The organism is Salinibacterium sp. VpJ6 (genome assembly GCF_059767345.1).
On record NZ_JBSOQL010000001.1, the window covers coordinates 1137735 to 1160757 of the forward strand.

At 60.3% G+C, this 23023-nt stretch carries 19 protein-coding genes; 3 read left to right on the forward strand and 16 right to left on the reverse strand.

The window, feature by feature from the left end:
- Positions 1–46: 46 nt before the first annotated feature.
- The 15 genes from rpsG to ACWTV1_RS05705 all read right to left on the reverse strand — a co-directional run bounded on the left by rpsG (position 47) and on the right by ACWTV1_RS05705 (position 15905).
- Entirely contained in the window at positions 47–517 is a 471-nt protein-coding gene (gene rpsG / locus ACWTV1_RS05635; RefSeq protein WP_100388182.1) for a 30S ribosomal protein S7, read from the reverse strand.
- Complete coding sequence (rpsL, locus tag ACWTV1_RS05640) at positions 517–891, reverse strand: 30S ribosomal protein S12 (protein WP_097060154.1); 375 nt, start codon at positions 889–891, stop codon at positions 517–519. Before rpsL ends, rpsG begins: the two co-directional genes overlap by 1 nt.
- Positions 892–1242: 351 nt before the next feature.
- Positions 1243–2133 (reverse strand): hypothetical protein, encoded by an 891-nt coding sequence (locus tag ACWTV1_RS05645; RefSeq protein ID WP_498504433.1) that lies wholly within the window; start codon positions 2131–2133, stop codon positions 1243–1245.
- A 117-nt stretch (positions 2134–2250) separates the two neighbouring features.
- The gene (locus ACWTV1_RS05650) at positions 2251–2949 is read right to left on the reverse strand and encodes a hypothetical protein (RefSeq protein WP_498504434.1); all 699 of its coding nucleotides are present in this window, start codon (positions 2947–2949) and stop codon (positions 2251–2253) included.
- On the reverse strand, positions 2946–3737 hold the full coding sequence (locus tag ACWTV1_RS05655) for a fimbrial assembly protein (protein ID WP_498504435.1): 792 nt from the start codon (positions 3735–3737) through the stop codon (positions 2946–2948). Before ACWTV1_RS05655 ends, ACWTV1_RS05650 begins: the two co-directional genes overlap by 4 nt.
- Positions 3734–4774 (reverse strand): type IV pilus assembly protein PilM, encoded by a 1041-nt coding sequence (gene pilM / locus ACWTV1_RS05660; protein WP_100388178.1) that lies wholly within the window; start codon positions 4772–4774, stop codon positions 3734–3736. Before pilM ends, ACWTV1_RS05655 begins: the two co-directional genes overlap by 4 nt.
- A gap of 19 nt (positions 4775–4793) precedes the next feature.
- Complete coding sequence (locus tag ACWTV1_RS05665) at positions 4794–5597, reverse strand: prepilin peptidase (RefSeq protein WP_498504436.1); 804 nt, start codon at positions 5595–5597, stop codon at positions 4794–4796.
- On the reverse strand, positions 5594–7345 hold the full coding sequence (locus ACWTV1_RS05670; RefSeq protein WP_498504437.1) for a hypothetical protein: 1752 nt from the start codon (positions 7343–7345) through the stop codon (positions 5594–5596). The genes ACWTV1_RS05665 and ACWTV1_RS05670 overlap by 4 nt, the downstream gene beginning before the upstream one ends.
- Positions 7342–8049: a PilW family protein gene (locus ACWTV1_RS05675; protein ID WP_498504438.1), complete on the reverse strand. Its 708-nt coding sequence runs from the start codon at positions 8047–8049 to the stop codon at positions 7342–7344. The genes ACWTV1_RS05670 and ACWTV1_RS05675 overlap by 4 nt, the downstream gene beginning before the upstream one ends.
- Positions 8049–9428, reverse strand: coding sequence for a type IV pilus modification PilV family protein (locus ACWTV1_RS05680; protein ID WP_498504439.1), 1380 nt, complete (start codon positions 9426–9428; stop codon positions 8049–8051). Before ACWTV1_RS05680 ends, ACWTV1_RS05675 begins: the two co-directional genes overlap by 1 nt.
- 140 nt (positions 9429–9568) lie before the next feature.
- On the reverse strand, positions 9569–9997 hold the full coding sequence (locus ACWTV1_RS05685) for a prepilin-type N-terminal cleavage/methylation domain-containing protein (RefSeq protein WP_498504440.1): 429 nt from the start codon (positions 9995–9997) through the stop codon (positions 9569–9571).
- Positions 9998–10357: 360 nt separating this feature from the next.
- Positions 10358–11599: a type II secretion system F family protein gene (locus ACWTV1_RS05690; RefSeq protein WP_498504441.1), complete on the reverse strand. Its 1242-nt coding sequence runs from the start codon at positions 11597–11599 to the stop codon at positions 10358–10360.
- Complete coding sequence (locus tag ACWTV1_RS05695; protein ID WP_498504442.1) at positions 11599–13671, reverse strand: type IV pilus twitching motility protein PilT; 2073 nt, start codon at positions 13669–13671, stop codon at positions 11599–11601. Before ACWTV1_RS05695 ends, ACWTV1_RS05690 begins: the two co-directional genes overlap by 1 nt.
- A gap of 21 nt (positions 13672–13692) precedes the next feature.
- Positions 13693–15366 carry a GspE/PulE family protein gene (locus ACWTV1_RS05700; RefSeq protein ID WP_498504443.1) on the reverse strand — a complete coding sequence of 558 codons (1674 nt, stop codon included), beginning with the start codon at positions 15364–15366 and terminating at the stop codon, positions 13693–13695.
- A gap of 92 nt (positions 15367–15458) precedes the next feature.
- Positions 15459–15905: a hypothetical protein gene (locus tag ACWTV1_RS05705; RefSeq protein WP_498504444.1), complete on the reverse strand. Its 447-nt coding sequence runs from the start codon at positions 15903–15905 to the stop codon at positions 15459–15461.
- 229 nt (positions 15906–16134) lie between these two features.
- On the opposite strand from ACWTV1_RS05705, the gene ACWTV1_RS05710 reads away from it, so the two are divergent.
- The 3 genes from ACWTV1_RS05710 to ACWTV1_RS05720 are packed head-to-tail and all read left to right on the forward strand — an operon-like array spanning position 16135 to position 18961.
- Positions 16135–16752, forward strand: a complete 618-nt coding sequence (locus ACWTV1_RS05710) for a response regulator (protein ID WP_498504445.1) — start codon at positions 16135–16137, stop codon at positions 16750–16752.
- Complete coding sequence (locus tag ACWTV1_RS05715; protein WP_498504446.1) at positions 16749–17966, forward strand: sensor histidine kinase; 1218 nt, start codon at positions 16749–16751, stop codon at positions 17964–17966. Before ACWTV1_RS05710 ends, ACWTV1_RS05715 begins: the two co-directional genes overlap by 4 nt.
- Positions 17963–18961, forward strand: a complete 999-nt coding sequence (locus ACWTV1_RS05720; RefSeq protein WP_498504447.1) for a DUF8320 family protein — start codon at positions 17963–17965, stop codon at positions 18959–18961. Before ACWTV1_RS05715 ends, ACWTV1_RS05720 begins: the two co-directional genes overlap by 4 nt.
- A 139-nt stretch (positions 18962–19100) precedes the next feature.
- On the opposite strand, the gene ACWTV1_RS05725 is transcribed toward ACWTV1_RS05720, so the two are convergent.
- Entirely contained in the window at positions 19101–22982 is a 3882-nt protein-coding gene (locus ACWTV1_RS05725; RefSeq protein WP_498504448.1) for a DNA-directed RNA polymerase subunit beta', read from the reverse strand.
- Positions 22983–23023: the final 41 nt, after the last annotated feature.

The following is a 23023-nucleotide window of genomic DNA, read 5'->3' on the forward strand; positions in this document are numbered from 1 at the left end:
GAGGCGAGTCAGACAGCGCCTGACTCGCCTCACTGCGAGGTGCTGACTACCAGCGGTAGTGAGCGAATGCCTTGTTCGACTCGGCCATCTTGTGGGTGTCTTCACGACGCTTTACAGCGGCGCCAAGTCCATTCGATGCGTCCAAGATCTCGTTGGTGAGACGCTCAGTCATCGTCTTTTCACGACGGCCCTTTGCGTAGCTCGTGAGCCAGCGCAGTGCGAGCGTGTTTGCTCGGTGAGACTTAACTTCAACGGGAACCTGGTAAGTCGATCCACCGACACGACGCGACTTGACCTCAAGGGTCGGGCGTACGTTGTCGAGAGCCTTCTTGAGAGTGACTACGGCGTCTTGGCCGGTCTTCTCTGCCACGCCTGCGAGTGCTCCGTAAACGATGCGCTCAGCGAGGCCCTTCTTGCCATCAAGAAGAATCTTGTTGACGAGCTGGCTGACGATGGGTGCGCCGTAAACGGGATCCGCGACTACGGGACGCTTTGGTGCTGGTCCTTTACGAGGCATTACTTCTTGTCCTTCTTCGCGCCGTAGAGGCTACGAGCCTGCTTACGGTTCTTAACGGCCTGGGTGTCGAGCGCTCCGCGAACGATCTTGTAGCGGACACCGGGGAGGTCCTTTACACGACCACCGCGGATGAGCACCATCGAGTGCTCTTGAAGGTTGTGACCTTCTCCGGGAATGTAGGCCGTGACCTCGGTACCGTTTGAAAGCTTGACACGAGCAACCTTGCGAAGAGCCGAGTTCGGCTTCTTCGGAGTTGTTGTGTAGACGCGCGTGCAAACGCCGCGCTGCTGCGGGTTGGACTTAAGGGCGGGAGCCTTGGTCTTGACGACCTTCGGCGAGCGTCCCTTACGCACCAACTGCTGAATGGTGGGCACTAAATTACTCCTTGATTTTGCTGCACGGTGACAGCGTCATGATGGTTAGCATTCGCTGTTCTTTGCAGGACACCGAGTTCATCTGGACCCACGCCCCGCCACACAAGTCGAATGAACGAACTATGCGGATGGTTTATGGATATGCCGTGGGGGTCAACCAGAAGGTTGAACCCTGTGATGTGGAGTTGCTTGCACCCGAACTCCGCTAGCGCGGTGACCTGCAAGAGGCATAGTTCAAGCGCACGGCAAAGCGCACACCTCAGAAAGAATAGCCCCCCGGGTGTACCGGGGTCAAATGATCACAGCGCACACGCAGGCTCCAGAACAGGGCACGCGATGGCGCACGCGCGCTTAGCGTTGAGCAGCAGTTTTCTCTGCGAGCTCAGCTTCCCATTTCGCGCGGGATTCGCTGTTGCGCTGAGTGACCTTGCGGCCGCGCTTTGCCACGAGCGCACCCGACCAGAGCGACACCTCACGGCCGATAAGGCCGGCTGAGATAATGAGCGGATCGACCAAAGCTCCAGCGAACATGACTTGGGCCTGTTCCGGCGTGTTCTGAATGACGCCATTGATCAGCGACAGCGCACCGATCGTGCCGAAGTAGACCACGAGGCCGACGATGATGCTCGAGAACACGTGCGCAGCCCAGCCGGCACGGTTCACGATGAGCGCGATGACGATCGCTCCCAGTGCGAAGAATGCGACGGGCACGTAGAACGAGGGCGCCTGGACGAAAGCGAGCGCAACGCGACCCGTCGCGGCTGCGCTGATGATTGCGACCGCGAGTGCGAACACCAGAGCAAAGACCAGTGTGGAAGCCAGAGCGATAAACACACCGAAGCCACGGTTTCCTGCGACCTTGGGAGGAGTCGGCGCGGTGACGTACACAACGCGCGGCTCGGCGGATGCCGCTCCCGCTGCGGTGGTGGTGGTGACGGCAGGCTCCGGGTCGGCAACGACTTCGGGCTCGGGCTCGGGCTCGGGCTCGGGCTCGGGCTCGGCGACGATCTCTGGCTCAGCCGCTACAGCAGGCTCTGCCATGGGCTCGACTTCTGCCTCCAGCGTGGAATCGTCGTACACCGCGGTATCTGCGGGAGTAGCGGGCTCAGCGATGGGCTCCCCGAGGGGTGTGGCAGCCGGCGACTCGTCAGCAGGTGCAACCGTCTCGTCGACCACTACAGCATCCTCAATGTTGTCGTCGTTCTTCGGTGAAAAACCACGCTCTACAGATGGATCGGTCATGACTGTTGCCTCCTCGTGCCAGCGACTGATGCTCTCAGTGTACTGAAGCAACTCTCAGAAACGAGAAGAACGCCACGACCAAGAGGTCGTGGCGTTCTTCTTCATGCTGTGATTTTGCTAGTTGACCGTTGTTCCGTCAGCGCCGGCATCCACGTTAAGTGTTGAGACATCGGTGCCCGGGAGCACGTAAACGTAGCCATCGATCTTCATCTCGAACTCGCCGCCATCAGTTGCGGGATCGTAAATAATCGAGGACATGCTCAACACACGTACGCCGGTTTGAGCGGTCTCCAAGAACGAGTGCAACGCGGCAGGCTCGCCCGCCACGCGAATCGTGACTGCGACGGCAACAAGGCCTGGAACCGAGGGCACCGCTTGCACGTCGGTTGGTGAGGTAGCTACGGGCGCCTCAGCGGCATCGCCTTCTTCACCCTCCACGGGAGCAGCGACCGGTGCATCAGTTTCGGGCGGCAGAGCTTCTTCAACGCTCAGGTATCCCATGCTGACCAGGAGCACGCCAGCTTTCGACGCGAGCGCTTCGATCTGAGCTGCGAAGACTGACGTGTTATGCACTGCTGGAATGCCTCGCTGAAGGTCTTCCAGCTCCGCGAACAGCGCTGCAGAATCTTCATCGAGAGCCTTGAGGCGCGCAAGTTCTGCAGCCTTCACTTGATTCTGAATCTCGACATCAGCGAGCTGGGTGTCAGATTCTTTCGCGGCGCTGAGCGCTGGCCCGACTCCCACTGCCCAACCGGCAGCGAGAATGACGATCACCGCGACCACACCGATAAGTGTCCATAAGCGTGTCAATGTCATGATCCGCTCCCTTCTTCAGTCGCCTCAGGAGTGTCACTTGGACTCGGCGTTTCAGTCGCTGTGGGTGTCGGCGTTGGCTCCGCCTCGGGCTCTTCGTCCGCGGTCTCAGCTTCGACACCGTCGAATCGGTGAACGAGAGCGTTCTCATCCAAGTAGACAACGACATCCACCGTGTAGGTTCCGTCGTCTTGATAGTTTGCAGCGACCAAAGTTGCATAGCTCACACCGTCGATGCTGGGGACCGATCGAAGCCACTTATCTGAGGCCGCGATGTTGGCGAAGTTGATTTCCATCGCAAACTGCGCGTTCCGCTGTGGTTCCACGGTTGATGTCGCGGCGCCGAATTCCAGAAGCGGGGTTGCCGTCTCGAAGCTGTATGAAACCACGACAGCCCCGGAGGGGAGCTTCTTACCAAGCGCGTTGAACATATCCCGCACTGAAACCTCAGTCGAGGTCGCGAAAATACGAGCACTTGTGGCAGATTGCACCATCTGCCCGGCAACACGAACGTCATTGTATTCGCCCTGTTGCGTGATGAGGGTCTGCGTAAGTGCACGAGCGTTCTCGAGCGCCAAGGAGCGCTGGAGCGCATACAGGTTCATACCCACCGATGCCAGAATGACGACTCCGATTGCGACAATCGCAACGAAGATTGCACGGCCACGCGCTCGGGCCGCCTGCTTCTTCTGGCCAACCTCTGGTGGAAGAAGATTTACATAGGGCGGATACGCGGTGGGAACTTTCAGTTCCTTGCGGGCTTTAGGAGCTTTGCTCTTGTTGTCGCTCATGCGGAGACCCCCGTTACCAGTCCGAGAGCTACCGACATGTCAAACGGAGAACCTGTTCCCTTGAGCTGACGAGAAACGGCAGTCATCGTGAACGGGTCGGGCAAGGATGCCGGTGTCTTGGTGAACTCTGACACTGTTTCTACGAGGCCCAGCAACTGCGAGCCTCCACCCGTCATCACGATGCGATCAATCGCACGGTTGTTGCGGGCATTCTGGAAGTACTGAATCGTGGCACGGATGGCCATCAACGTTTCGTTGACCAACTCGAAGGAAACCTCGAGAGCGGGGCGTTGCTCCGCGGTCGCCCGTGCCGCAATGACACCGACGGAACGCTTAATAGCTTCAGCATCGCGTGAGGAGATATCGAGTCGCTGCGAGATTCCCTTGGTGATGTCGCCACCTCCGGTCGGGAGGAAACGGATGAAGTGAGGAACGTGACCCTCGAGCGCAACAAGAGTCGTTGTCGACGCACCGATATCGACCAGCAGTGTAGTCGTGGAACCGAGCTCGGGAGTCGAGAACAGTCGCGTCAGAGCAAACGGCGACAGATCGACGTTGACGGGCGTGACGCCACCGGCGGATGCCGCGTTAACGTTCACGAGCACGGGAGCCTTAATCGCGGCAACCAGCATGCCCTGGAGCATGGGGCCGGTCTCCCCCTCTGCCTCGGCGGCCGGGTAGAAGTCGAGCAGTGCATCCGAAGCCGGAACAGGCAGCAGGTCTTGCACCTGAAAAGGAAGCGACTCGCGGACCTGGTTCAACGGCAAACGCGGAACCGTCACATCGCGGGCAACGACTTTGGAGTTACCAAAGCCGATGACAACATCGCGCGTGCGGAAACCGTTGGCCGACCACAGCTTTTTGATAGATGCCGTGACAGTGGCGGAGTCGATGACTTCGCCCGCGCGCACAGCGCCCTCGGGCAAGGGCACTTCGCCGAAGCGAAGCACCGTTGGCTTCTGAAGGTGCGGGTTCTCAACTTCAACAGCACGAATCGCTGTTGAGCCGATATCCAGCCCCACTAATTTCTTTCCCATAGTTCCCCCCGGGCCGCGGTCAGACGAGACCGGCGGCCACCATATATCCATCCCACAGTTGTGAACCGAAAGCGATGCCAACCCACGCGCCCGCGATCATCCACGGTCCGAATGGGATAGCTGTGCGCCGGCCTGCCCGCCGAATGATGAGCAATGCGATTGCAAATACGCCCCCGAGCAAGAATGCCGCAAAGGCACCCACTGCGACGACCCCCCATCCGAGCCACCCCAGATAGAGGCCAAGGACGGCCGCGAGTTTGACGTCGCCCATGCCCATGCCACGCGGCTGGACAATTGCGATGATGAAGTAAAAGACGAAGAGCGCTGCGCCACCGGCGAGAGCGCCGAGAAGAGCTCCCCAGTTTCCCGTGCCGGCGCTGGCTACAGCAAGCAACACCGCACCCACCACGATCGATGGCAGCACGATGCGGTTCGGCAAAGTTTGCGTATCGAGGTCGATCAACGTGAGAGCGATCGAGATCGCCGCCAGGTACAAGAAAGCAGGCAGCGCCCAGATGAGACTGGTCTCAGCTCCGATGAAGGCGGCAGTGAGCCCGAACGCGACAGCAGTCGCTGCTTCGACCAGCGGATAACGTGCCGAGATCGGCTCGGAGCAATCGCGGCAACGGCCACGAAGGACTAGCCAACCCACAACGGGAACATTGTCGTACCAGCGGATGCGGTGCTCACACTTGGGGCACGCGCTCGGCGGTGACGTGAGGTTCTCGCCGCGCGGCAATCGCCACACCACTACATTCAAGAACGAGCCGACAGCAAGTCCGAGAATTACAGCAAAGACGACAAGAAGAGCGGTTGCTGTCATCGAGCGGCACCCGAAGCTTCGAACGCGGGCTCGACCTCAATCCAGACGTTCACGCCGTACGTAGTAGTTACGGGAGAAAGGAACTTGGGAGGAGCAACATATTTGAGGCGCACGTCATAAACGTAGTTCTTTACGTAGCCTCCGCTACCACTGCGCACGATTCCGCGGAACTTTTGCGCGATGGCACCGTTGACAGTGAGAGTGCCTCGGCCGCTGCCGATGCTCGGGTTTTGTACCGCAAAGGTGTGGCCCACCGACAAGATCGCTGCGTCGATGCGTCGGTTATAGCCGCCAAGAAGCGTGTTGTCGTAATAACGGCTGGATCCGGTCGTCGGGTTCCACACCCAGATAGCGTCGTTGCCCACGAGCCCGAGCACGTCTTCTTGGCTATCGCGGTATTTAATGTCGCCAGTCACGTAAACGTAGTGTTCAGCCGACAGAGTCGCCTGGCCGTTGACCGTGCCCTTGACGAAGAGGTCACCGTTGCGGCAGTCGTAGCTTCCACTCGGCGCAACTTCGTAGCGAATGGGGTAGCCGATGCCGTTGCCGTTGCCATTGCTGTCCCGGTAGCCGCTCTCGCCAACGCACGAGAGTCCGCTCGGACGGTTCGAGCTTGACCAGTAGTTCGGGTCGCTCGCTACGCTGGGGACGTTCTGTACATAGATCACATTGCTCGGAGGCAAGGTAAAGGTTGCACCGGAACTGCTGCGTAGCTGAGAGAGACTTCCGCACATCGCTGGAGTGCTTCCGCCAGTGGCCGGGGATCCCGTGATCTGAGTCTTTTTGGTCCAGGGCGAGTACACCGTGATGGTGCCATTCGAGTTCAACGTGATTTCGGTCGGCCCCGTGTAGAGGCAACCGGGACGCGGGACACCGTCAGTCACAAGGTCCGAACGAGTCTCACGCAGGTGCTGAGAGTTCGTTGCCGGCATCCCGATAACCGGGCTGAAGCTCGGCGCGCCGGGAATGGCGAAGCTCTGACCGTTGCAGTAGTTGCCGTTGGAGTCGCGAGGGTTGTACTTGACCCCGCTCGAAGGGCGGTAGCTCGTTGTCACCGCGCCGAGGAAGGTAGCGCTGCAGATACGGATGGTGTCGTTCGAGTGCACGGGACCATCGATGGTGTCGCCGCCCGAGAATGCAATCTCACCGCAGTTGCCAGAGATACTGCTGCGACCATCCCACCAGTACTTCACGCAGTTGTTGCTCGCGCTGCTGAACGAGGGGTCCATGATCTCGTAGTCAGTGAAGTAGAGGAAGTCGATGAAGCCAGACTGGCGAAGGTCCGCCACGATGGTGCGGGTTTCACTGCCCACTTTTCCTGTGGCGCGCACGCGAATGGTTCCGCTGCTCTGGTAGTTAGAGTTGTCGACCTCATAGCGGAAGAAAGAGTTGTCGTCGCTGCCCGGAACCGTAACCCATGGCTCTGATGCCAAGGTGTTGAAGGCAGCATTAGCGTTGGTGCCCGTCGGCAGACGAACATCGCTCGTCGACGAGAAATCGGCTACAGGGTTCCCGTACTGCACGTACGACGTGTCTTCTGAGAGTCGGCTCTGGTAATCCTCGACACCGGCATAAGCCGCCGCCAGTGACGCCGACCACTCCTGAGTCGCGGCAGCCTGCCGGAACCCGCCAGTGGCGTAAGCCACTGCCGTCGTCACGAGAAGTCCCAGCACCACGGTGATACCAATCACCATGGGCAAGGCTGCCCCTTGCTCGCCGCCAATACGGGCGCGAAGAAAACGGATCATCGGTCGATTCCAATCCGGGAGAACCCTAGGTTCGGGATACCTACAGTGTTTTCGAGAGTGGCGGTCTTTGCCCCACCCGAAGGGTCTGTTTGTACCGTCATAGTCACTTTCACCGCAGCGATGAGGCGTCGATCAGTTTCCGAGAGTGAACCGCTTGAGGGCATCGTCAATTCGACGTTGTCCTTCGTGTAGAACTGGAACACCGGAGACCCCCCGGTCGCGATCTGGCGCACGACGGTGCGCTGCGATGCAGGGGTGCTATAGAAGCTGAAGTATCCCGACGAGAGCGCCCGGGCATCCCAGCGGGTTTCGACCAGCGTGCGGTCGCCCGTTATTGCGAACTGCACTTTCACGGGCTCCGGATCGAGCGCGTCGGTGTCGAGGTACGCTTGCAAGACAACGTTCTCGGGGCTCGCAACGCTGAATACTGGCTCGTTGAGCGCAACGCTCGCGACAGGATTCTCGGTTCCGGAGCGGATAACGCGGGTCAACTCGTTCATCGCAATAGTGGCCGCGGACGTGTTGGCGCTCGCGGAGCGCTCGTCAGCAAAGGTCCGCGTAAACGTGACGAAGATCGTCATGACCATTGCGAGCAACATTCCCATGAGTGCCATTGTTACGATCAGCTCGCTCAGGGTGACACCAGCTTCATCGCGCCGCAGTCGTGAGACACGAGAAAAAAGAACACTTCGCAACGTAGTCATTAGGAAGCCACCCGCGGATCGACGGTGACCACGCCGGGAACTGTCGCAGTTGCGCCAACGATCGGCGCAAGAATGCTCCCGAGTCCGACGGTAACCCAGCTGCCACCCGTGCGGCGCTCGATCTCCCACGTTCCGTAGGGCAACGCGATGAACTGAGTTGCAGAATCTAAGCGGTCGAAGGTCAGGGTCACTGACTCGGTGCAGCCGGGGTCGGCACTACCCGCGACTGGAGCGGTCGACTTTACGCGAATACGATCGCCTGCAAGCGCCGTTACGTCAACGAGTCCCATAGGAACCGTCATGTCTACGCTTCCGCCTGGATTGGCGGCGACGGCTACCGCATCCGGAGAACGGTACGTTACCCCGGCGATGTCTTCTTCTGGCCACAGTGCAGGGTTAGGCGAGGCGCAGTAGTCAGCGGTGCTGGCCGGGTCTTCGGGCTTCGGAATGTACGTTCCCGCTACCCCGACATACCCCGAACGCCACGGGAAAAGGTTGATACTGCGCGACAGACTCGACGAACTGCTCGACTCGGTATGGACTCCGTAGGTGCTGATAAAAGCGGTATCCATGTTCGTCGGAATTTCGACGTTCGCCGGCGCCGGGCTTGCTACGTACTTGACGTCGAAGCGTGCGGCCTGGTCATAGTTGAACGAGACCGAGCTCGCGGTTCCCGCTACGACCTGCGTGAGCTGGCTGGGCGAGCTGGACTGGCCATCATCTGTGATGTAACCGGAGCGTGAAACGCTGACGTTGTAGTTACCGGGCGCGACCTTGAGGATGAAGGAACATCCGTCAGTGTCAGTCGCTGCGGGCGAAGTAGACAAACTCTGAGCTCCCTCGGAGGGAGAAGCGGGGCTTGCGCCGACGCTCACGCCTTCGGACCCTTCACCGGAGCCGCCGATCACGGAAACCAGGATCGTGCCGAGTGCGGGGTCGTTGATGCGATCATCCGGAGCCAACAGGCTGTCAAAGCGCACCGGCTCGGTACCGGTACGCATATTGGGCCAAGAAACTTCGATATTGATGCGCTTGTACTGCAGGGTTCCACCACCGGAACCACAGGACGCTGCAGTGTTACTCGATGGCACCCACGCGGTTGAACGCGTCACCGTGAAGACGTCGCCATTGAGCGTCTTGGTGTAGGTGTCGTCGAAAAGTGTGAAGACGTCGCTGGCGTCGCGAGCGAGGTCGATTTCTTGAGCGGCAAGGTTGGCCGCCACTACGCGAGCGCGATTGTCGCGAGTGATAGCCAGAACGGTGGCCAGTGATTGGAGCACGCCGAGGGAGACGATTGCGAAGATCATCATCGCGACGAGAACCTCAAGAAGGCTCAATCCTGAATCGGAGCTACGAAGACGCTGTAGAACCTTATACATGATGAGCCCTTTCGTGCGGGTGTAAGGGTGTGCAATTCGTGCGGCGGAGATGGGTTCTCCCGTGCGAGAGCGATCACTCTCGGAGTGTGAAAACGGGGCGCCGCCGCTTGGCGACGCCCCGTTCTCCTACTACTTACCTACTACGGCGTGACTGCCGAGTCGGTGGTGATTCCGGTGTTGCTGTCGTAAGCCCACGCCTTGGTCGTGTACTCGGAGTGAGTTACAGCAAAGGTGTAGCTGTTGCCGTCAGCGGCGGGCGTAACAACGAGAGTTACCGAAGGAGTCTTCTTGTAACCGTTGTCCGAGAGGCCGGTGTCAGAAAGACCGGTGAACGAACCGTTGTTGCCTACGGCGTAGGTCTCGGCAGCGATAACAGCGTTAGCGATGTCCGACTTGACCTGCGATTCCCAAGCGCCCTGGCGCTGGTTGAGGAAGAAGGGGATAGCGATCGCGGCAAGGATGCCGATGATCAGAACAACGACGAGGAGCTCAACGAGAGTGAAGCCCTTCTGGTCGTTCTCGAGGTCGGAGCGCTTGCTGCGCAGTGCTTCGTTCAAACGTGCGATCATTTTGGATTTCCTGTCTGTGGTTCGGATCTTGGACAGGGGCCCCCAGAAAAAATCAGCTTCTCAGCCCCCCACAAAAAATACTCTCAACATGTGGGCTTGCTGAGAATCCCACAAACGGGGGTGAACCACCCGAATTACGCCCCCAGTCTGAGGGGTGAGGTGCGAGTCGTGCCGGTTTTTGCGCCTAGTTCAGGGGTAAATTTCGCCGGCACGGCTTCGGGGCACCCGGCCGCGACTGCCGGAACACGTGTGCACTCCGCTGCGCCGCCTCCGCAGCCCAAGACGCGCGTTAACGACCAAACGGGGGCATCACGACTCGGGTCGCGGTGCCCCCGCCTGGGGCTGCTAGGTGCCTCTGTACTACTTGATCTGGTCGAAGATGGCAAAGATCGGCATGTAGAGCGCGATAACCATCACGCCAACGATCGCGCCAATGACACCAATCATGAGCGGCTCGATGAGTGCTGTGAGTTGCTCTGTAGTCTTCTGCACCTCGTCGTCGTAGAAGTCAGCAATCTTTGAAAGCATGACCTCCATAGAACCGGCGTCTTCACCGACGGCGACCATCTGGGTGACCATCGACGGGAAGACCGGCTCTTTGGCCAAAGGAACCGAAACCGACTGCCCTGAACGAACCGAATCAGCCACGCGGCGTAGGGCTTCCTCGATCACGAAGTTTCCCGATGTCTCTCCCACAATCGAGAGCGCGTGAAGAATCGGCACACCAGCGCCGAGCATGGTTCCAAAGTTACGCGTGAAGCGTGAGATCGATACCTTGCGGAAGAGGGGGCCAAAGACGGGTGCCCGCAGCTTCCACGGGTCAACAGCCTTACGGACCTTCTCGGTGTGCTTGTTCTTGCCCCACCACACGCTGAAGATAATGCCGCCGACGACCAGGATCGGCGCGATGATGGTCATTCCATCAGACATCCACACCAGCATCTGGGTGAGCAGCGGCAGCTCGCCTCCGAGATCGGAGAACATTTCCTCGAACACCGGCACGATAAAGAGCAGCATTCCGACCACGGCAGCGATCGCCATGATGAGAACGACGACAGGGTAGGTGAGCGCGGACTTAATAGTTCCGCGAAGCTTTACTTCGCCCTCAAAGTTGTTCGCGATCGACTCGAGCGCGTTGTCGAGGAATCCGCCCGTTTCACCCGCACGAACCAGGTGGATCATGATCGGGGGGAAGACGGTGCCGTGCTTAGCGAACGCATCGGACAGCGTTCCACCGGTTTCGACGTCTTGACGAATCTCCCCGAGAGCCTTCGCAAGCGTGGGGTTTTCTGTCTGCTCTGAGAGGATGACCAGCGCACGGATGAGCGAGAGTCCCGACGAGATCATCGTCGACATCTGGCGGCTCATTACCGCGAGATCATCGAGGCCAACGCCCTTCTGCAAGAAGGAGATGTTGATCTCTTTGTTGAGGCCAGTGCCGGCACCGGCTTCGGTAACCGAGATCGGGCTGATCTCCATCGCACGGAGGCGCGCGAGGACGGCGTTCTCACTCGATGCGTCGATGCGTCCCTTGACAACCTTGCCCGACTGATCGCGGGCCTTGTACTCGAAGGACTTCGTGGTTGAGGTAGTCGCGGCCATTATCTCGGTACTCCCGTTGAGCTATCGCTCATCAGCCGGTGCATACCCTCGGGGTCATGGGCCTTAGCCATGGCTGCCTCTTCGGTAATCGCACCGGACTTAGCGAGACCAGCAAGGTGCTGATCCATCGTGTGCATACCAGCGCCTCGGCCAGCCTGCATGGCGGAAGGAATTTGGTAAATCTTTCCTTCGCGGATGAGGTTTCCGATAGCCGGGTTCATCGTGAGCACTTCTGTAGCCACCACGCGGCCCTTTCCGGATGACCGGCGAACAAGTGTCTGACAGATGATGCCCTGCAGCACGGCAGCGAGCTGGGTACGAACCTGACCCTGCTGGTGCGGCGGGAAAACGTCGATGATGCGGTCAACGGTTTGCGCAGCATCCTGAGTGTGCAGGGTGGCAAACACGAGGTGACCAGTCTCGGCAGCGGTCAGAGCGATCGAGATGGTTTCGAGGTCTCGAAGCTCACCGATCAGAATGACGTCCGGGTCTTGACGCAGAACGTGCTTAAGCGCCGCGGTGAAAGAGTGGGTGTCACGACCGACCTCGCGCTGGTTGACCAGCGACTTCTGGTTGCCGTGCAAGAACTCGATCGGGTCTTCGACGGTCACGATGTGGTCGGCACGGGTGCGGTTGACCAGGTCAATGAGCGCGGCCAAGGTGGTGGACTTACCGGAACCGGTTGGCCCGGTCACGAGCACGAGCCCACGCGGCAGAGTAGCGAACTGCGATACCGACTCCTGGATACCGAGGTCTTTCAACTGCTTGATCTCGGTCGGGATGATTCGGAAGGCAGCACCGAGGTTGCCGCGGTCCATGTAGAAGTTCACGCGGAAACGAGCGGCTTCGGAAAGCTCGAACGCGAAGTCGAGTTCGAGAGCCTCAAGGAACTGCTCTTCTTGCTTCTGGTCGAGGATGCTGAATAGCGCGTCGCGCGTGCGGTCCTTATCCCAGACAGCAACACCCTTGAGCGGCTGAAGTCCGCCGTCGATGCGGATCATGGGCACAGCGCCGGAAGCGATGTGAAGGTCCGAGGCGCCGGTGTAGACGACCTCTTTCAGAGCATCCAGCAGCTCAGGGTTCGACCCCTCACGGGCTGTGAGTTCCATCTCGGGACGAGCTTCGCGCTCCTCCTCGACGATCTCGGGCACCGACAGCAGTTGGGACTCGCGGCTGGGCTTGGGATCGGCAGCACCGAACCCGCTCGTAAAGCTCAAGAGCCCCTCGTCGACTCCGGGCGGCGGGAAATTCAGTTCGCCCTCGGCAGCGGGGGCGATGTCCGGCAGGTCAAGGAGTCCACCGTCGGCAGCGGGCTGCGACGGGAACTTAAGCGTCGGCGCATCTGCCGGGACCTCATCCATGATCTGGGTGGGGGCGTCGGCGGGAGCACTCGCGGCGTCTTGGGCGAAGTAGGGCACTTCGGCCGCGGTCGGTGACGGAGCCGGAGCTGCGTCAGCGACGGGCGCCGCAGGCTCGGCGGGTGCAGCAGCTGCTGGAGCAGGAACCTCAGGCGCAGCCGCTTCCGGAACAGGAAGCGACGCCCCGGCGGCCGACGTTGCGGCCGAGGTCTGAGACATGGCGCCGGCTGCAGCTTGGCGGAAGAGTTCGTCGAGCGAATCTATTGAGGTGACTGGCTCGGTCGCCATCCGGCGAGCGCGACGCCCACCCTCAGCGGCTGCTTCGCCCTGCGGCGCTTCAGTCTGAGGTGCGGCAGCGGGCTCAGCCTGAGCGGCAGGCGCAGCCGGAGCTGGTGGCGCAGGAGGCGCGGCCGGGGGCGTAACGCCAGAGGTATCCGTGCTCTTAATCGAGCCAGAGGGCGGCGGAATGGTCGGTAGCGGCGATGCCGGCACAGTGGCGGCCGACGCCGAAGGCGCGGCGCCCGTCTGTGCCCACTCGGGGAACGCCGATGCGGATGCTGCCTGCGGCGTACCAACGCCAGGAACGCTCGTTCCCGGTGTGGGCGGTGGTGCATCCGATGGAACGCTCTGCCCTGCGGGCCCGCCCTGTCCCTTCGGCGTGAACAAACTCTCGTCTACCGATTGCGACGGGATGTCGTAAATCCGCTTAGCCATAATTCCCCCAGATACTTCGTCTTATGCGACGACGCGCAAAATCTCTTCGACTGACGTCAAGCCGAGTTGAGCTTTCGCCCACCCGTCCATGCGCAGCGTGCGCATTCCCTGCGCAACGGCGACTCGGCTGATTTCCGCGCTCGAGGAGCGTGCAACAGCGAGACGTTCAATCTCTTCAGTCACTGCCATAACTTCGTGCAGTGCAATTCGACCGCGGTATCCCGTCTTGGAACACACGGTGCACCCGACGGGTGCGTAGAGAGGCGGCATCGGACCTTCTGGGTTGAAGCCAACCTTCAAGTTAACGAGATCCTGCGGATTGTGCGTCGCAGGCTGCTTGCAGCGGTCGCAGAGGCGACGCGCAAGTCGTTGAGCCACAACGCAGTCAATAGCCGAACCGACCAAGAAGGGCTCGATGTCCATCTCGATCAGTCGCGTGATGGCGGCAGGAGCGTCGTTGGTGTGCAGGGTGCTCAACACGAGGTGGCCAGTAAGCGCGGCTTCGATCGCAATCTGCGCCGTTTCCTGGTCTCGGATCTCACCAATCAGAACGACATCCGGGTCAGATCGCAGAATTGAACGCAGCGCGCTCGCGAACGTGAGTCCGGCCTTCGGGTTGACTTGAACCTGGTTGATTCCCGCCATGCGGTACTCCACCGGGTCTTCAACCGTAATGACGTTGATCTCCGGGCGAGCCACAGCGTTGAGGGTTGTGTAGAGCGTGGTCGACTTACCAGAACCCGTAGGCCCGGTGACGAGGATCATGCCGTAAGGCTTGGTGTACGCCTCTTTGTAAATCTTGGCGTTGTGCTCGAGCAGGTACAGCTGGCTCAGGTCGAGCGTCGTGTTCGAGTTGTCGAGAATACGCATAACGACTTTTTCGCCGTATACGGTCGGCAACGTGGCAACACGAAGGTCGATTTTCTTCTGACCGTGGATGACGGAGATACGGCCATCCTGAGGCTTACGACGCTCAGCAATATCCATTTCAGCCATGATCTTGAGGCGCGAGATGACACCGTTCTGAATCTGGCGAGGAGCGCGCTGCATCTCATGGAGAACACCGTCGATGCGGTATCGAACGCCGAGGTCGTGCTCTCCGGGCTCGATGTGAATATCCGAGGCCTTGTCTTGGATGCCCTGGCTGATGAGCAGGTTCACGAAGCGAACGATAGGTGCATCGTCTTCGGTCGGCTCGTTGTTGTTCGCCGCGAGAGCGACGTCCGTGGTTGTTGCTTCTTGCTCGAGCTCGCTGCTCAGGCTGGAAAGCTCACCGTCTGCGCGGTGGAAGCGGTCGAGTGCGGTCTGGAGGTCGCTGCGCTCAGCAACGACTACACGGATCTGGCGACCCGTTGCCGAACGAATGTCATCGAGGGCAAAGATGTTGCCGGGATCGACCATGGCCAACACGAGGTATCCCTCGCTGAACGCGATCGGCAAAACCTCGTGACGGCGGCAAATCGCGGCAGGTGCAAGAGCAACGGCCTGGTGGTCGACGGCGAAGTCGACGAGCTCAACGAACGGGACTCCAGCCTGGGCGGCGCGCGCAGAAGCGAGCTGTGCCGGCGAAATGGTTCCGCTGTCGAGTAAGTTTCGGACGAGTGCTTCCTCGTCGGTGTGAGAAGTTCCTACAGAATCGATGCTCTCAATCGGCATCATTCCGCGAAGAATCAGTACTTCAGCAAGTGTGGTCACGCGTGCCTCCCCCCAAGGTCCTAGCGGAGTCCAACGCTAATCGACTCACATCTGCACCACTAGCCCCACTTGTGAGGGGTAGTCAGGACGTTTCAGGAAGCCCATTCGCCGCGAGTCGCAGCATTGAGTGCCAAATTGATGTTCTTTTCGACGTATACGGCCAATCGAGGCAACGCACATTCGGTGATGACATCAGAAATATCTTGGGCGTGACGGTGAGCACAGGCTTGCACTGCGGATCGCGCGGCCGAGAGGCAGGGTGAACACGGTCGAGTCGATCGCGCATCTTCACCACGGTAGTGCCGCTCTTCGTGGAGCACGACGGCGAGCTGAAAAGTTACGAGCTCCAGAGTCTCCACAAAAGCGTGGAAGAGATCGTGCGGCCAGTGCCCGGCGCGGTCGAAGGCCGCGAAATCGGAGTCACGGCAGACCACGCAGCCGACCTCGGTTCCGGCAGCGGGCTGTCGCCATTCCGAAACGAGGCGGTACCAACGCTGGAGAGAGCAGTCGATGAGATCGTTAACCGCGTGACGATTCATAAGCCCTCTCCCCCGAAAGATGATCATCTGACCTACTGATGGTCGCACCGCGGCAGAGTTCGCGGCAGTCGTCACTATCAATGACACCCGTTTGGGGGACAGACAGAAAGTTCCGGTACATTTGTCGTAAGTGACTGCAAACCATGCGGGCCATACGCTTACCCTGATCCGAACGGGGACACGATTGACACCGCACGACGAACTGCCACGCACCTACCGCATAGGGCACGTGGACGATCACGAAACTGTGCAGCTCGGTTTCGCGTCACTCTTAGCGCATTGCCCCGACCTCGTCGTTCATTCCTCGGCGGCGAGCGTGCGCGATCTTGACGCAGTCGTTGCTGAACTGGATCTGGTCGTTCTCGATGTGCGCCTCTCGGACGGCAGCACGGTTGACGAGAATGTCGCCTGGTTGCGGGAGCGCGGCCTTAACGTCTTGGTGTTTACCGCAGCGGACAACGCCTCCGAAGTGCGTGCGGCATCCCGAGCGGGCGTACTCGGGATCGTGCGCAAGTCAGAGTCACGCGATGTGATTGTTGATGCGGTTCGCGAAGCAGCGCTCGGCAACCCGGTGGTGACTACCGACTGGGCCGCCGCGTTGGACTCCGACCCGGAACTTGCCGCGGCGGGGCTCAGCCCCAAGGAACAAGAGGTGCTCGCCCACTACGCCTCGGGCGATAAGTCGGTCGCGGTGGCTCACCGAGCTGGTCTCTCTGCGAGCACCGTCGCCGAGTATGTTCGTCGCATCCGTCACAAGTACGCGATGGCGGGACGGCCGGCCGCCACGAAAGTTGATCTATACAAGCGTGCCGTTGAAGACGGCATACTTCCTCCCCCGCACTCATGAGCATCGGCGCGATTGTGGGCAGTACAGCCGCTCCTCCTCGCGTGGAAGGGGGCGCCGAACTCGGAGTCGTGCGCACGATGACGTTCGTATTCGCTGCCGCCTCGATGATGTTTTTGGGGCTCTCGGTCGGGTCTTTCTTTGACGAAGCCGCCTACGTACTGCCGCATTGGGAATTGGTGGCCGGCATCGCCGTGTTCGGTACGCCACTGATTATTGCCGCAGCGTCTCCGTGGAGTTCACTGCGGCAGCTTCGCATTCTGCACGGGGCATATGCGGTCATTTTCGCCGTCGCCGTTCTGAGTTGGGTGCCAGCATTCGTTAATGGTCCGATGCCTCCCGAATCCGCGCCCTGGGTGGTCGGGATCACGGCGCTGGGCACGACCCCTGCCGCGATCGCTTGGCGTCCGGTAGTTGCATGGTCATATCTACTGGCAGCATCATTCGTGATCGCGCGCATCCGTATCATCGCCGACGGAGGCGCAGATGTGTCCCTGGCCGTGCAGTTCGCTTTCTTCACGATCACCGTCTGCGCCGCTTTCACTGCCGTCGCCACCGTCGCAATGGCCGCCGGTCGTGAAGTGGATGCCGCTGCGGCTGCCGCACGCAGCTCATCAATGCGCGCAGCAGCGCTCACCGCCCGCCGCGAAGAGCAGGCCCACCTCGATGCTCTCGTGCACGACGAGGTCATCGCGACGATCTTCGCGGCTGCCGGCGCCGGGCGCAGTGACTCGGCGTCGACCCGAGCGCAAGCCGCGCGCACAATCGCACGGCTCAGCGAACTCAGCGGCGCTACAGCGAGCGTTCCCGAGCTCGTCCACGTTGACTACTTTGTGCAGGGGCTCGCGTCATCCATTACAGAAACAACGGATGCCGCTGAACTCACTGTGGAAGGCTCGCGTGAAGCCCCCTTGCCTTCGTCGATTGCAAGCGCGCTCATCGAAGCGACCGTCGAGGCGCTGCGTAATAGCGTGGTGCATGCCGGAAGTGACGCCGCCGCAGTATCGCGGGAGGTTCGCCTTCTCCTCTCGCGCGATGGTGTGGAGATCACCATCAGTGACGACGGCCAAGGCTTCGACCCCGCATCGGTTCCGGCCAACCGTCTGGGCATCGCGGTGAGCATCCTGGGTCGCGTGAACGCCTTCCCCTGCGCCCGTGCAACGGTGTGGTCCGAACCCAATCGAGGCACTCGAGTGACGGTCGGGTGGTCCGAATGATTCACGAGCTAACACCGCGAACACGATTGGACCTGCCTCAGATCACGGGCCGCGGAGCGCACGCATTAATCTGGATCTACTTTGTGACGATTTCGGCTCTCGCGCTGCTCTCGCTCGATGACGTTGAGTCCGCCACTCCCGTCTACATCTCGATCGCACTGTTTGCCAGCATCTGGTTCGTGCTCACTCACGACACCCGACCCCGCGTCGGAGTGGGAGCGAGCATCTACGTCATCGTCGCGAGCGTCGTGGTCGCCGCCATCTCGTCACACAATGCCATGGTCGGTGGATTCTCTCAGTGGTACGTGGGCGCGGGCGCGCTCGCCATGTTCTACCTCAGCCTTCGCCGGCGAAACCTCTTAGCGTGGCTCGGCTTCGCTGCGATCGGCGGGGTCGTAATTCTGTGGGGGCTCTCCACCGAGGATCGGCTGCTCGAGGCAATCCTTCTCGTGGCACGTCAGGCGCCGTTCGTGCTTGTCGGCTCCCTTTTCTCTCTCGGCATGAGACGCACTCGCCAACGACTGGACGGCATCCACAGCGTGGAGACCGCTCGCGCCGCGGCCGAAGCTGCTGCCCTCGCTCGCACGGCGGAACGCTCGCGGCGGCTTGCAGGCCTCGATGCCGCCGTTGGCGTGCAACTTCAGCGCATCGCTGATGGTGACGAACTCACGGATGACGACCGCGCGGAACTCCTGATTGCTGAAGCGCGCCTGCGCGATAGCCTTCGTGCGCGCCAGCTCGACCTCCCCGAAATTGTGGCGGCGGTAAAACGCGCTCGACGCCGCGGCATCACCGTCGTGCTGCTTGACGACCGCTACCCGCTACCGCTGCCCATCGGCGCTCTCTCCGCCGTCACCGAAGCTGCCGTGCGCATTCTCGACGAGACCGCTGACGGCTCCGTCACCATCCGCTTGCTGCCTGCTGGGCGCGCGCTGCTGGCCACGATGGTCACGGATGACGAAGAGTACTCGCGTATCGAGATTCCGGCTCCGTAGCCGCCGTACCGCGCTGCGCCTTGCCGCGCTCCGCGTCACCCCGCTCCGCCCTTGCCGCGCTTCCGCTTAACGACGAAGGGCCCCCGTCGCAGTGACGAGGGCCCTTCGTGGTATCACCCGGAGGCGATGCCGAGACTACTTAGTTGTAGGTTCCCGGCGTGGAGTCATTCGAGCTGAAGCTGTCGAAGTCGACGAAGCTCAAGTCGCTCTCAGTGAGGCTTGCATCATCAGCGAAGATGCGGTTGGGGTAACGTTCGGCTTTCGCCTCTTCCGTTGCCTCGACCGATACATCGCGGTAGCGAGCCAATCCCGTACCAGCCGGGATGAGCTTACCGATGATGACGTTCTCCTTGAGTCCCATGAGCGGGTCGGACTTGCCTTCCATGGCCGCCTGCGTAAGAACGCGGGTGGTCTCCTGGAACGACGCAGCCGACAGCCACGACTCAGTCGCCAGCGAAGCCTTGGTGATACCCAAGATCTCCTGACGAGCGGATGCCGTTGCCTTGCCCTCGGTGAGAACACCGCGGTTGAGCTCGTTGTACTTCGAACGGTCGACCAGCTCACCCGGGAGGAGCCCAGTGTCACCGTGGTCAACAACAGTCACCTTGCGGAGCATCTGACGAACGATGACCTCAATGTGCTTATCGTGAATCGGTACACCCTGCGAGCGGTAAACCCCCTGGACACCATCAACGAGGTGCTGCTGCACGGCACGGACACCGCGAACACGAAGAACTTCCTTCGGGTCAACGTTTCCGACGTGAAGCTGCTGTCCGAGCTCAACGTGCTCGCCATCCTCAATGAGGAGGGTTGCACGACGCAGTACCGGGTAAGCGATGGGCTCGTCGCCATTGTCTGGCGTGAGGATCAGCTTGCGGCTGCGGTCGGTGTCTTCGATCGTGACGCGACCAGCGGCTTCTGCGATGGGGCTTGCACCCTTAGGGGTACGAGCTTCGAAGAGTTCCGTAACGCGGGGAAGACCCTGCGTAATGTCGTCTGCCGAAGCAACACCACCGGTGTGGAAGGTACGCATGGTCAGCTGGGTACCGGGCTCACCGATCGACTGTGCGGCGATAATTCCGACAGCCTCACCGATGTCAACGAGAAGACCGGTTGCGAGCGAGCGGCCGTAGCAGACTGCACACACACCAACAGCGGACTCACACGTGAGTACCGAACGAACCTTGATGCTGTGAACACCGGCTGCAACGAGCTTCTCGAGCAGAACGTCTCCGACGTCTGCACCAGCAGCGGCGACTACATCGCCCTTGTCATTGGTGGCATCCGCAGCAAGGCTGCGAGCGTAGACCGAGTTCTCAACGTTGTCGTCGAGGATCCACTTGCCATCAGCGTTCTGCGCTGCGATGGGCATGTCCAGTCCCTTGCGGGTGCCACAGTCGTTTTCACGAATGATGACATCCTGCGACACGTCAACGAGTCGACGCGTGAGGTATCCGGAGTCTGCAGTACGCAGTGCGGTGTCGGCCAGTCCCTTACGAGCACCGTGAGTCGAGATGAAGTACTCGGCTACGGTCAGGCCTTCCTTGTAGGAGTGAACGATCGGGCGAGGGATAATCTCACCCTTCGGGTTCGATACCAGACCACGCATACCGGCGATCTGACGAACCTGCATCCAGTTACCACGAGCACCCGACGACACCATGCGGTTGATGTTGTTGTCAGTGCGGAAGTTGGACTGCATGGCAGTCGCTACTTCTGCGGTTGCCTTGTTCCAGATCTCGATGAGCTCCTGACGACGCTCGGCGTCGGTCGTGAGTCCCTTCTCGTACTGGCCCTGAACCTTGGCGGCAATCTTCTCGTAGCGACCGATGATCTCCGGCTTGGTCGGCGGGGTCACGATGTCAGACAGCGCAACGGTTACACCCGAGCGAGTAGCCCAGTGGAATCCAGCGTCCTTGATCGCGTCCAGTGCCGAGGCAACATCCACCTTCACGTACCGCTCAGCGAGGTCGTTGACGATGGCCGAGATCTGGCCCTTGTCTGCGAGTGCCTCGATGTACGGGTAGTCCTTCGGAAGCGCCTCGTTGAAGAGCGCGCGACCAAGGGTCGTTTCCATGAGCTTGGACTGTCCCTGAACGAAGCCCTCGGGAGCGTCTTCCTCAGCGAGGTAGACGTTGTCGAGACGCAAACGAATCTTGGCGTTGAGGTCGAGCGAGTGCTGGTCGAACGCGAAGATCGCTTCAGCGACCGACGAGAACGCACGGCCTTCGCCGACAGCACCCTCCGTGAGCGTGGTCAGGTGGTGCAGACCGATGATCATGTCCTGTGTGGGCAGAGTCACCGGGCGACCGTCAGACGGCTTGAGGATGTTGTTGCTGGCGAGCATAAGAACACGAGCTTCAGCCTGCGCCTCTACCGACAACGGAAGGTGAACAGCCATCTGGTCACCATCGAAGTCAGCGTTGAACGCAGCACAGACGAGGGGGTGAAGCTGAATAGCCTTACCCTCAACGAGCTGAGGTTCGAATGCCTGGATGCCCAAACGGTGCAGGGTTGGTGCACGGTTCAACAGCACGGGGCGCTCACGAATGATCTCTTCGAGTACGTCCCACACCTGCGGACGTGCACGCTCAACCATGCGCTTGGCGCTCTTGATGTTCTGCGCGTGGCTCAAGTCGATCAAGCGCTTGATAACAAACGGCTTGAACAGCTCGAGAGCCATCTGCTTGGGAAGACCACACTGGTGCAGCTTGAGCTGCGGTCCAACGATGATCACCGAACGACCGGAGTAGTCAACGCGCTTTCCGAGCAGGTTCTGGCGGAAACGACCCTGCTTACCCTTGAGCATGTCGCTCAAGGACTTGAGGGCACGGTTACCAGTACCGGTGACGGGGCGGCCACGACGACCGTTGTCGAACAGTGCGTCAACGGCTTCCTGAAGCATGCGCTTCTCGTTGTTGACGATGATCTCGGGAGCACCGAGGTCAAGGAGACGACGCAGACGGTTGTTGCGGTTGATCACACGACGGTAGAGGTCGTTGAGGTCGGAAGTCGCGAAGCGACCACCATCCAACTGAACCATCGGGCGAAGCTCCGGAGGAATAACCGGAACAACATCGAGAACCATAGCGGCCGGCGAGTTGCCGGTCTGCAGGAACGAGTTGACTACACGCAGGCGCTTGATGGCGCGGATCTTCTTCTGACCCTTACCGTTAGCGATCTGGTCGTGCAGTTCAACGCTTTCGAGCGCGAGGTCGAAGGACTCAAGACGCTTCTTGATCGCTTCGGCACCCATGAATGCTTCGAAGTAGCTACCGAAACGGTCCTGCAGTTCCTGGAAGACAGAGTCTTCAGGCTTCAGGTCACCGATCTTGAGGGTGCGGAAGTCTTCCCACACGCGCTCAAGCTGAGCAATCTGCTCATCGATCGACTTACGGAGCTGAGACATTTCCTTCTCAGCAGCATCCTTGACGCGGCGCTTCTGGTCGGCCTTCGCACCCTCTTCCTCAAGAGCGGCGAGGTCTTCCTCGAACTTGGTCAAGCGGTCGGCGATGCGGGAATCGCGCTGGCCTTCGAGCGTCTTGATTTCGAGACGGATCTCGTTCTCAAGCGCGGGGAGGTCAGCGTGACGGCCTTCTTCGTCAACCGAAATGATCATGTATGCAGCGAAGTAGATGACCTTTTCGAGGTCCTTCGGTGCCATGTCGAGCAGGTAACCGAGACGGCTCGGAACACCCTTGAAGTACCAGATGTGGGTAACCGGAGCGGCGAGCTCGATGTGGCCCATGCGCTCACGGCGCACAGCCGACTTGGTTACTTCAACACCACAGCGCTCACAAACGATGCCCTTAAAGCGGACTCGCTTGTACTTGCCACAGGAGCACTCCCAGTCGCGCGAAGGTCCGAAGATCTGTTCGCCGAACAGACCGTCTTTCTCCGGCTTGAGTGTGCGGTAGTTAATGGTCTCTGGCTTTTTTACCTCACCGTGCGACCAGCGACGAATGTCGTCGGCGGTAGCGAGACCGATTTTGATTTCATCAAACGCGTGAACGTCGAGCAATTTATCTTCTCTCTTCGAAAGTTCTGCAGTCGTAATCGGTC

Excerpts from the sequence above, each read along its gene's own strand:
- ACWTV1_RS05645 (WP_498504433.1), bottom strand. The coding sequence starts at position 2,133 with ATGACCGATCCATCTGTAGAGCGTGGTTTTTCACCGAAGAACGACGAC.
- pilM (WP_100388178.1), bottom strand. The coding sequence starts at position 4,774 with ATGGGAAAGAAATTAGTGGGGCTGGATATCGGCTCAACAGCGATTCGT.
- ACWTV1_RS05655 (WP_498504435.1), bottom strand. The coding sequence starts at position 3,737 with ATGAGCGACAACAAGAGCAAAGCTCCTAAAGCCCGCAAGGAACTGAAA.
- ACWTV1_RS05675 (WP_498504438.1), bottom strand. The coding sequence starts at position 8,049 with ATGACTACGTTGCGAAGTGTTCTTTTTTCTCGTGTCTCACGACTGCGG.
- ACWTV1_RS05685 (WP_498504440.1), bottom strand. The coding sequence starts at position 9,997 with ATGATCGCACGTTTGAACGAAGCACTGCGCAGCAAGCGCTCCGACCTC.
- ACWTV1_RS05720 (WP_498504447.1), top strand. The coding sequence starts at position 17,963 with ATGATTCACGAGCTAACACCGCGAACACGATTGGACCTGCCTCAGATC.
- ACWTV1_RS05690 (WP_498504441.1), bottom strand. The coding sequence starts at position 11,599 with ATGGCCGCGACTACCTCAACCACGAAGTCCTTCGAGTACAAGGCCCGC.
- ACWTV1_RS05715 (WP_498504446.1), top strand. The coding sequence starts at position 16,749 with ATGAGCATCGGCGCGATTGTGGGCAGTACAGCCGCTCCTCCTCGCGTG.
- ACWTV1_RS05695 (WP_498504442.1), bottom strand. The coding sequence starts at position 13,671 with ATGGCTAAGCGGATTTACGACATCCCGTCGCAATCGGTAGACGAGAGT.
- ACWTV1_RS05670 (WP_498504437.1), bottom strand. The coding sequence starts at position 7,345 with ATGATCCGTTTTCTTCGCGCCCGTATTGGCGGCGAGCAAGGGGCAGCC.
- rpsG (WP_100388182.1), bottom strand. The coding sequence starts at position 517 with ATGCCTCGTAAAGGACCAGCACCAAAGCGTCCCGTAGTCGCGGATCCC.
- ACWTV1_RS05680 (WP_498504439.1), bottom strand. The coding sequence starts at position 9,428 with ATGTATAAGGTTCTACAGCGTCTTCGTAGCTCCGATTCAGGATTGAGC.
- ACWTV1_RS05705 (WP_498504444.1), bottom strand. The coding sequence starts at position 15,905 with ATGAATCGTCACGCGGTTAACGATCTCATCGACTGCTCTCTCCAGCGT.
- ACWTV1_RS05665 (WP_498504436.1), bottom strand. The coding sequence starts at position 5,597 with ATGACAGCAACCGCTCTTCTTGTCGTCTTTGCTGTAATTCTCGGACTT.
- ACWTV1_RS05650 (WP_498504434.1), bottom strand. The coding sequence starts at position 2,949 with ATGACATTGACACGCTTATGGACACTTATCGGTGTGGTCGCGGTGATC.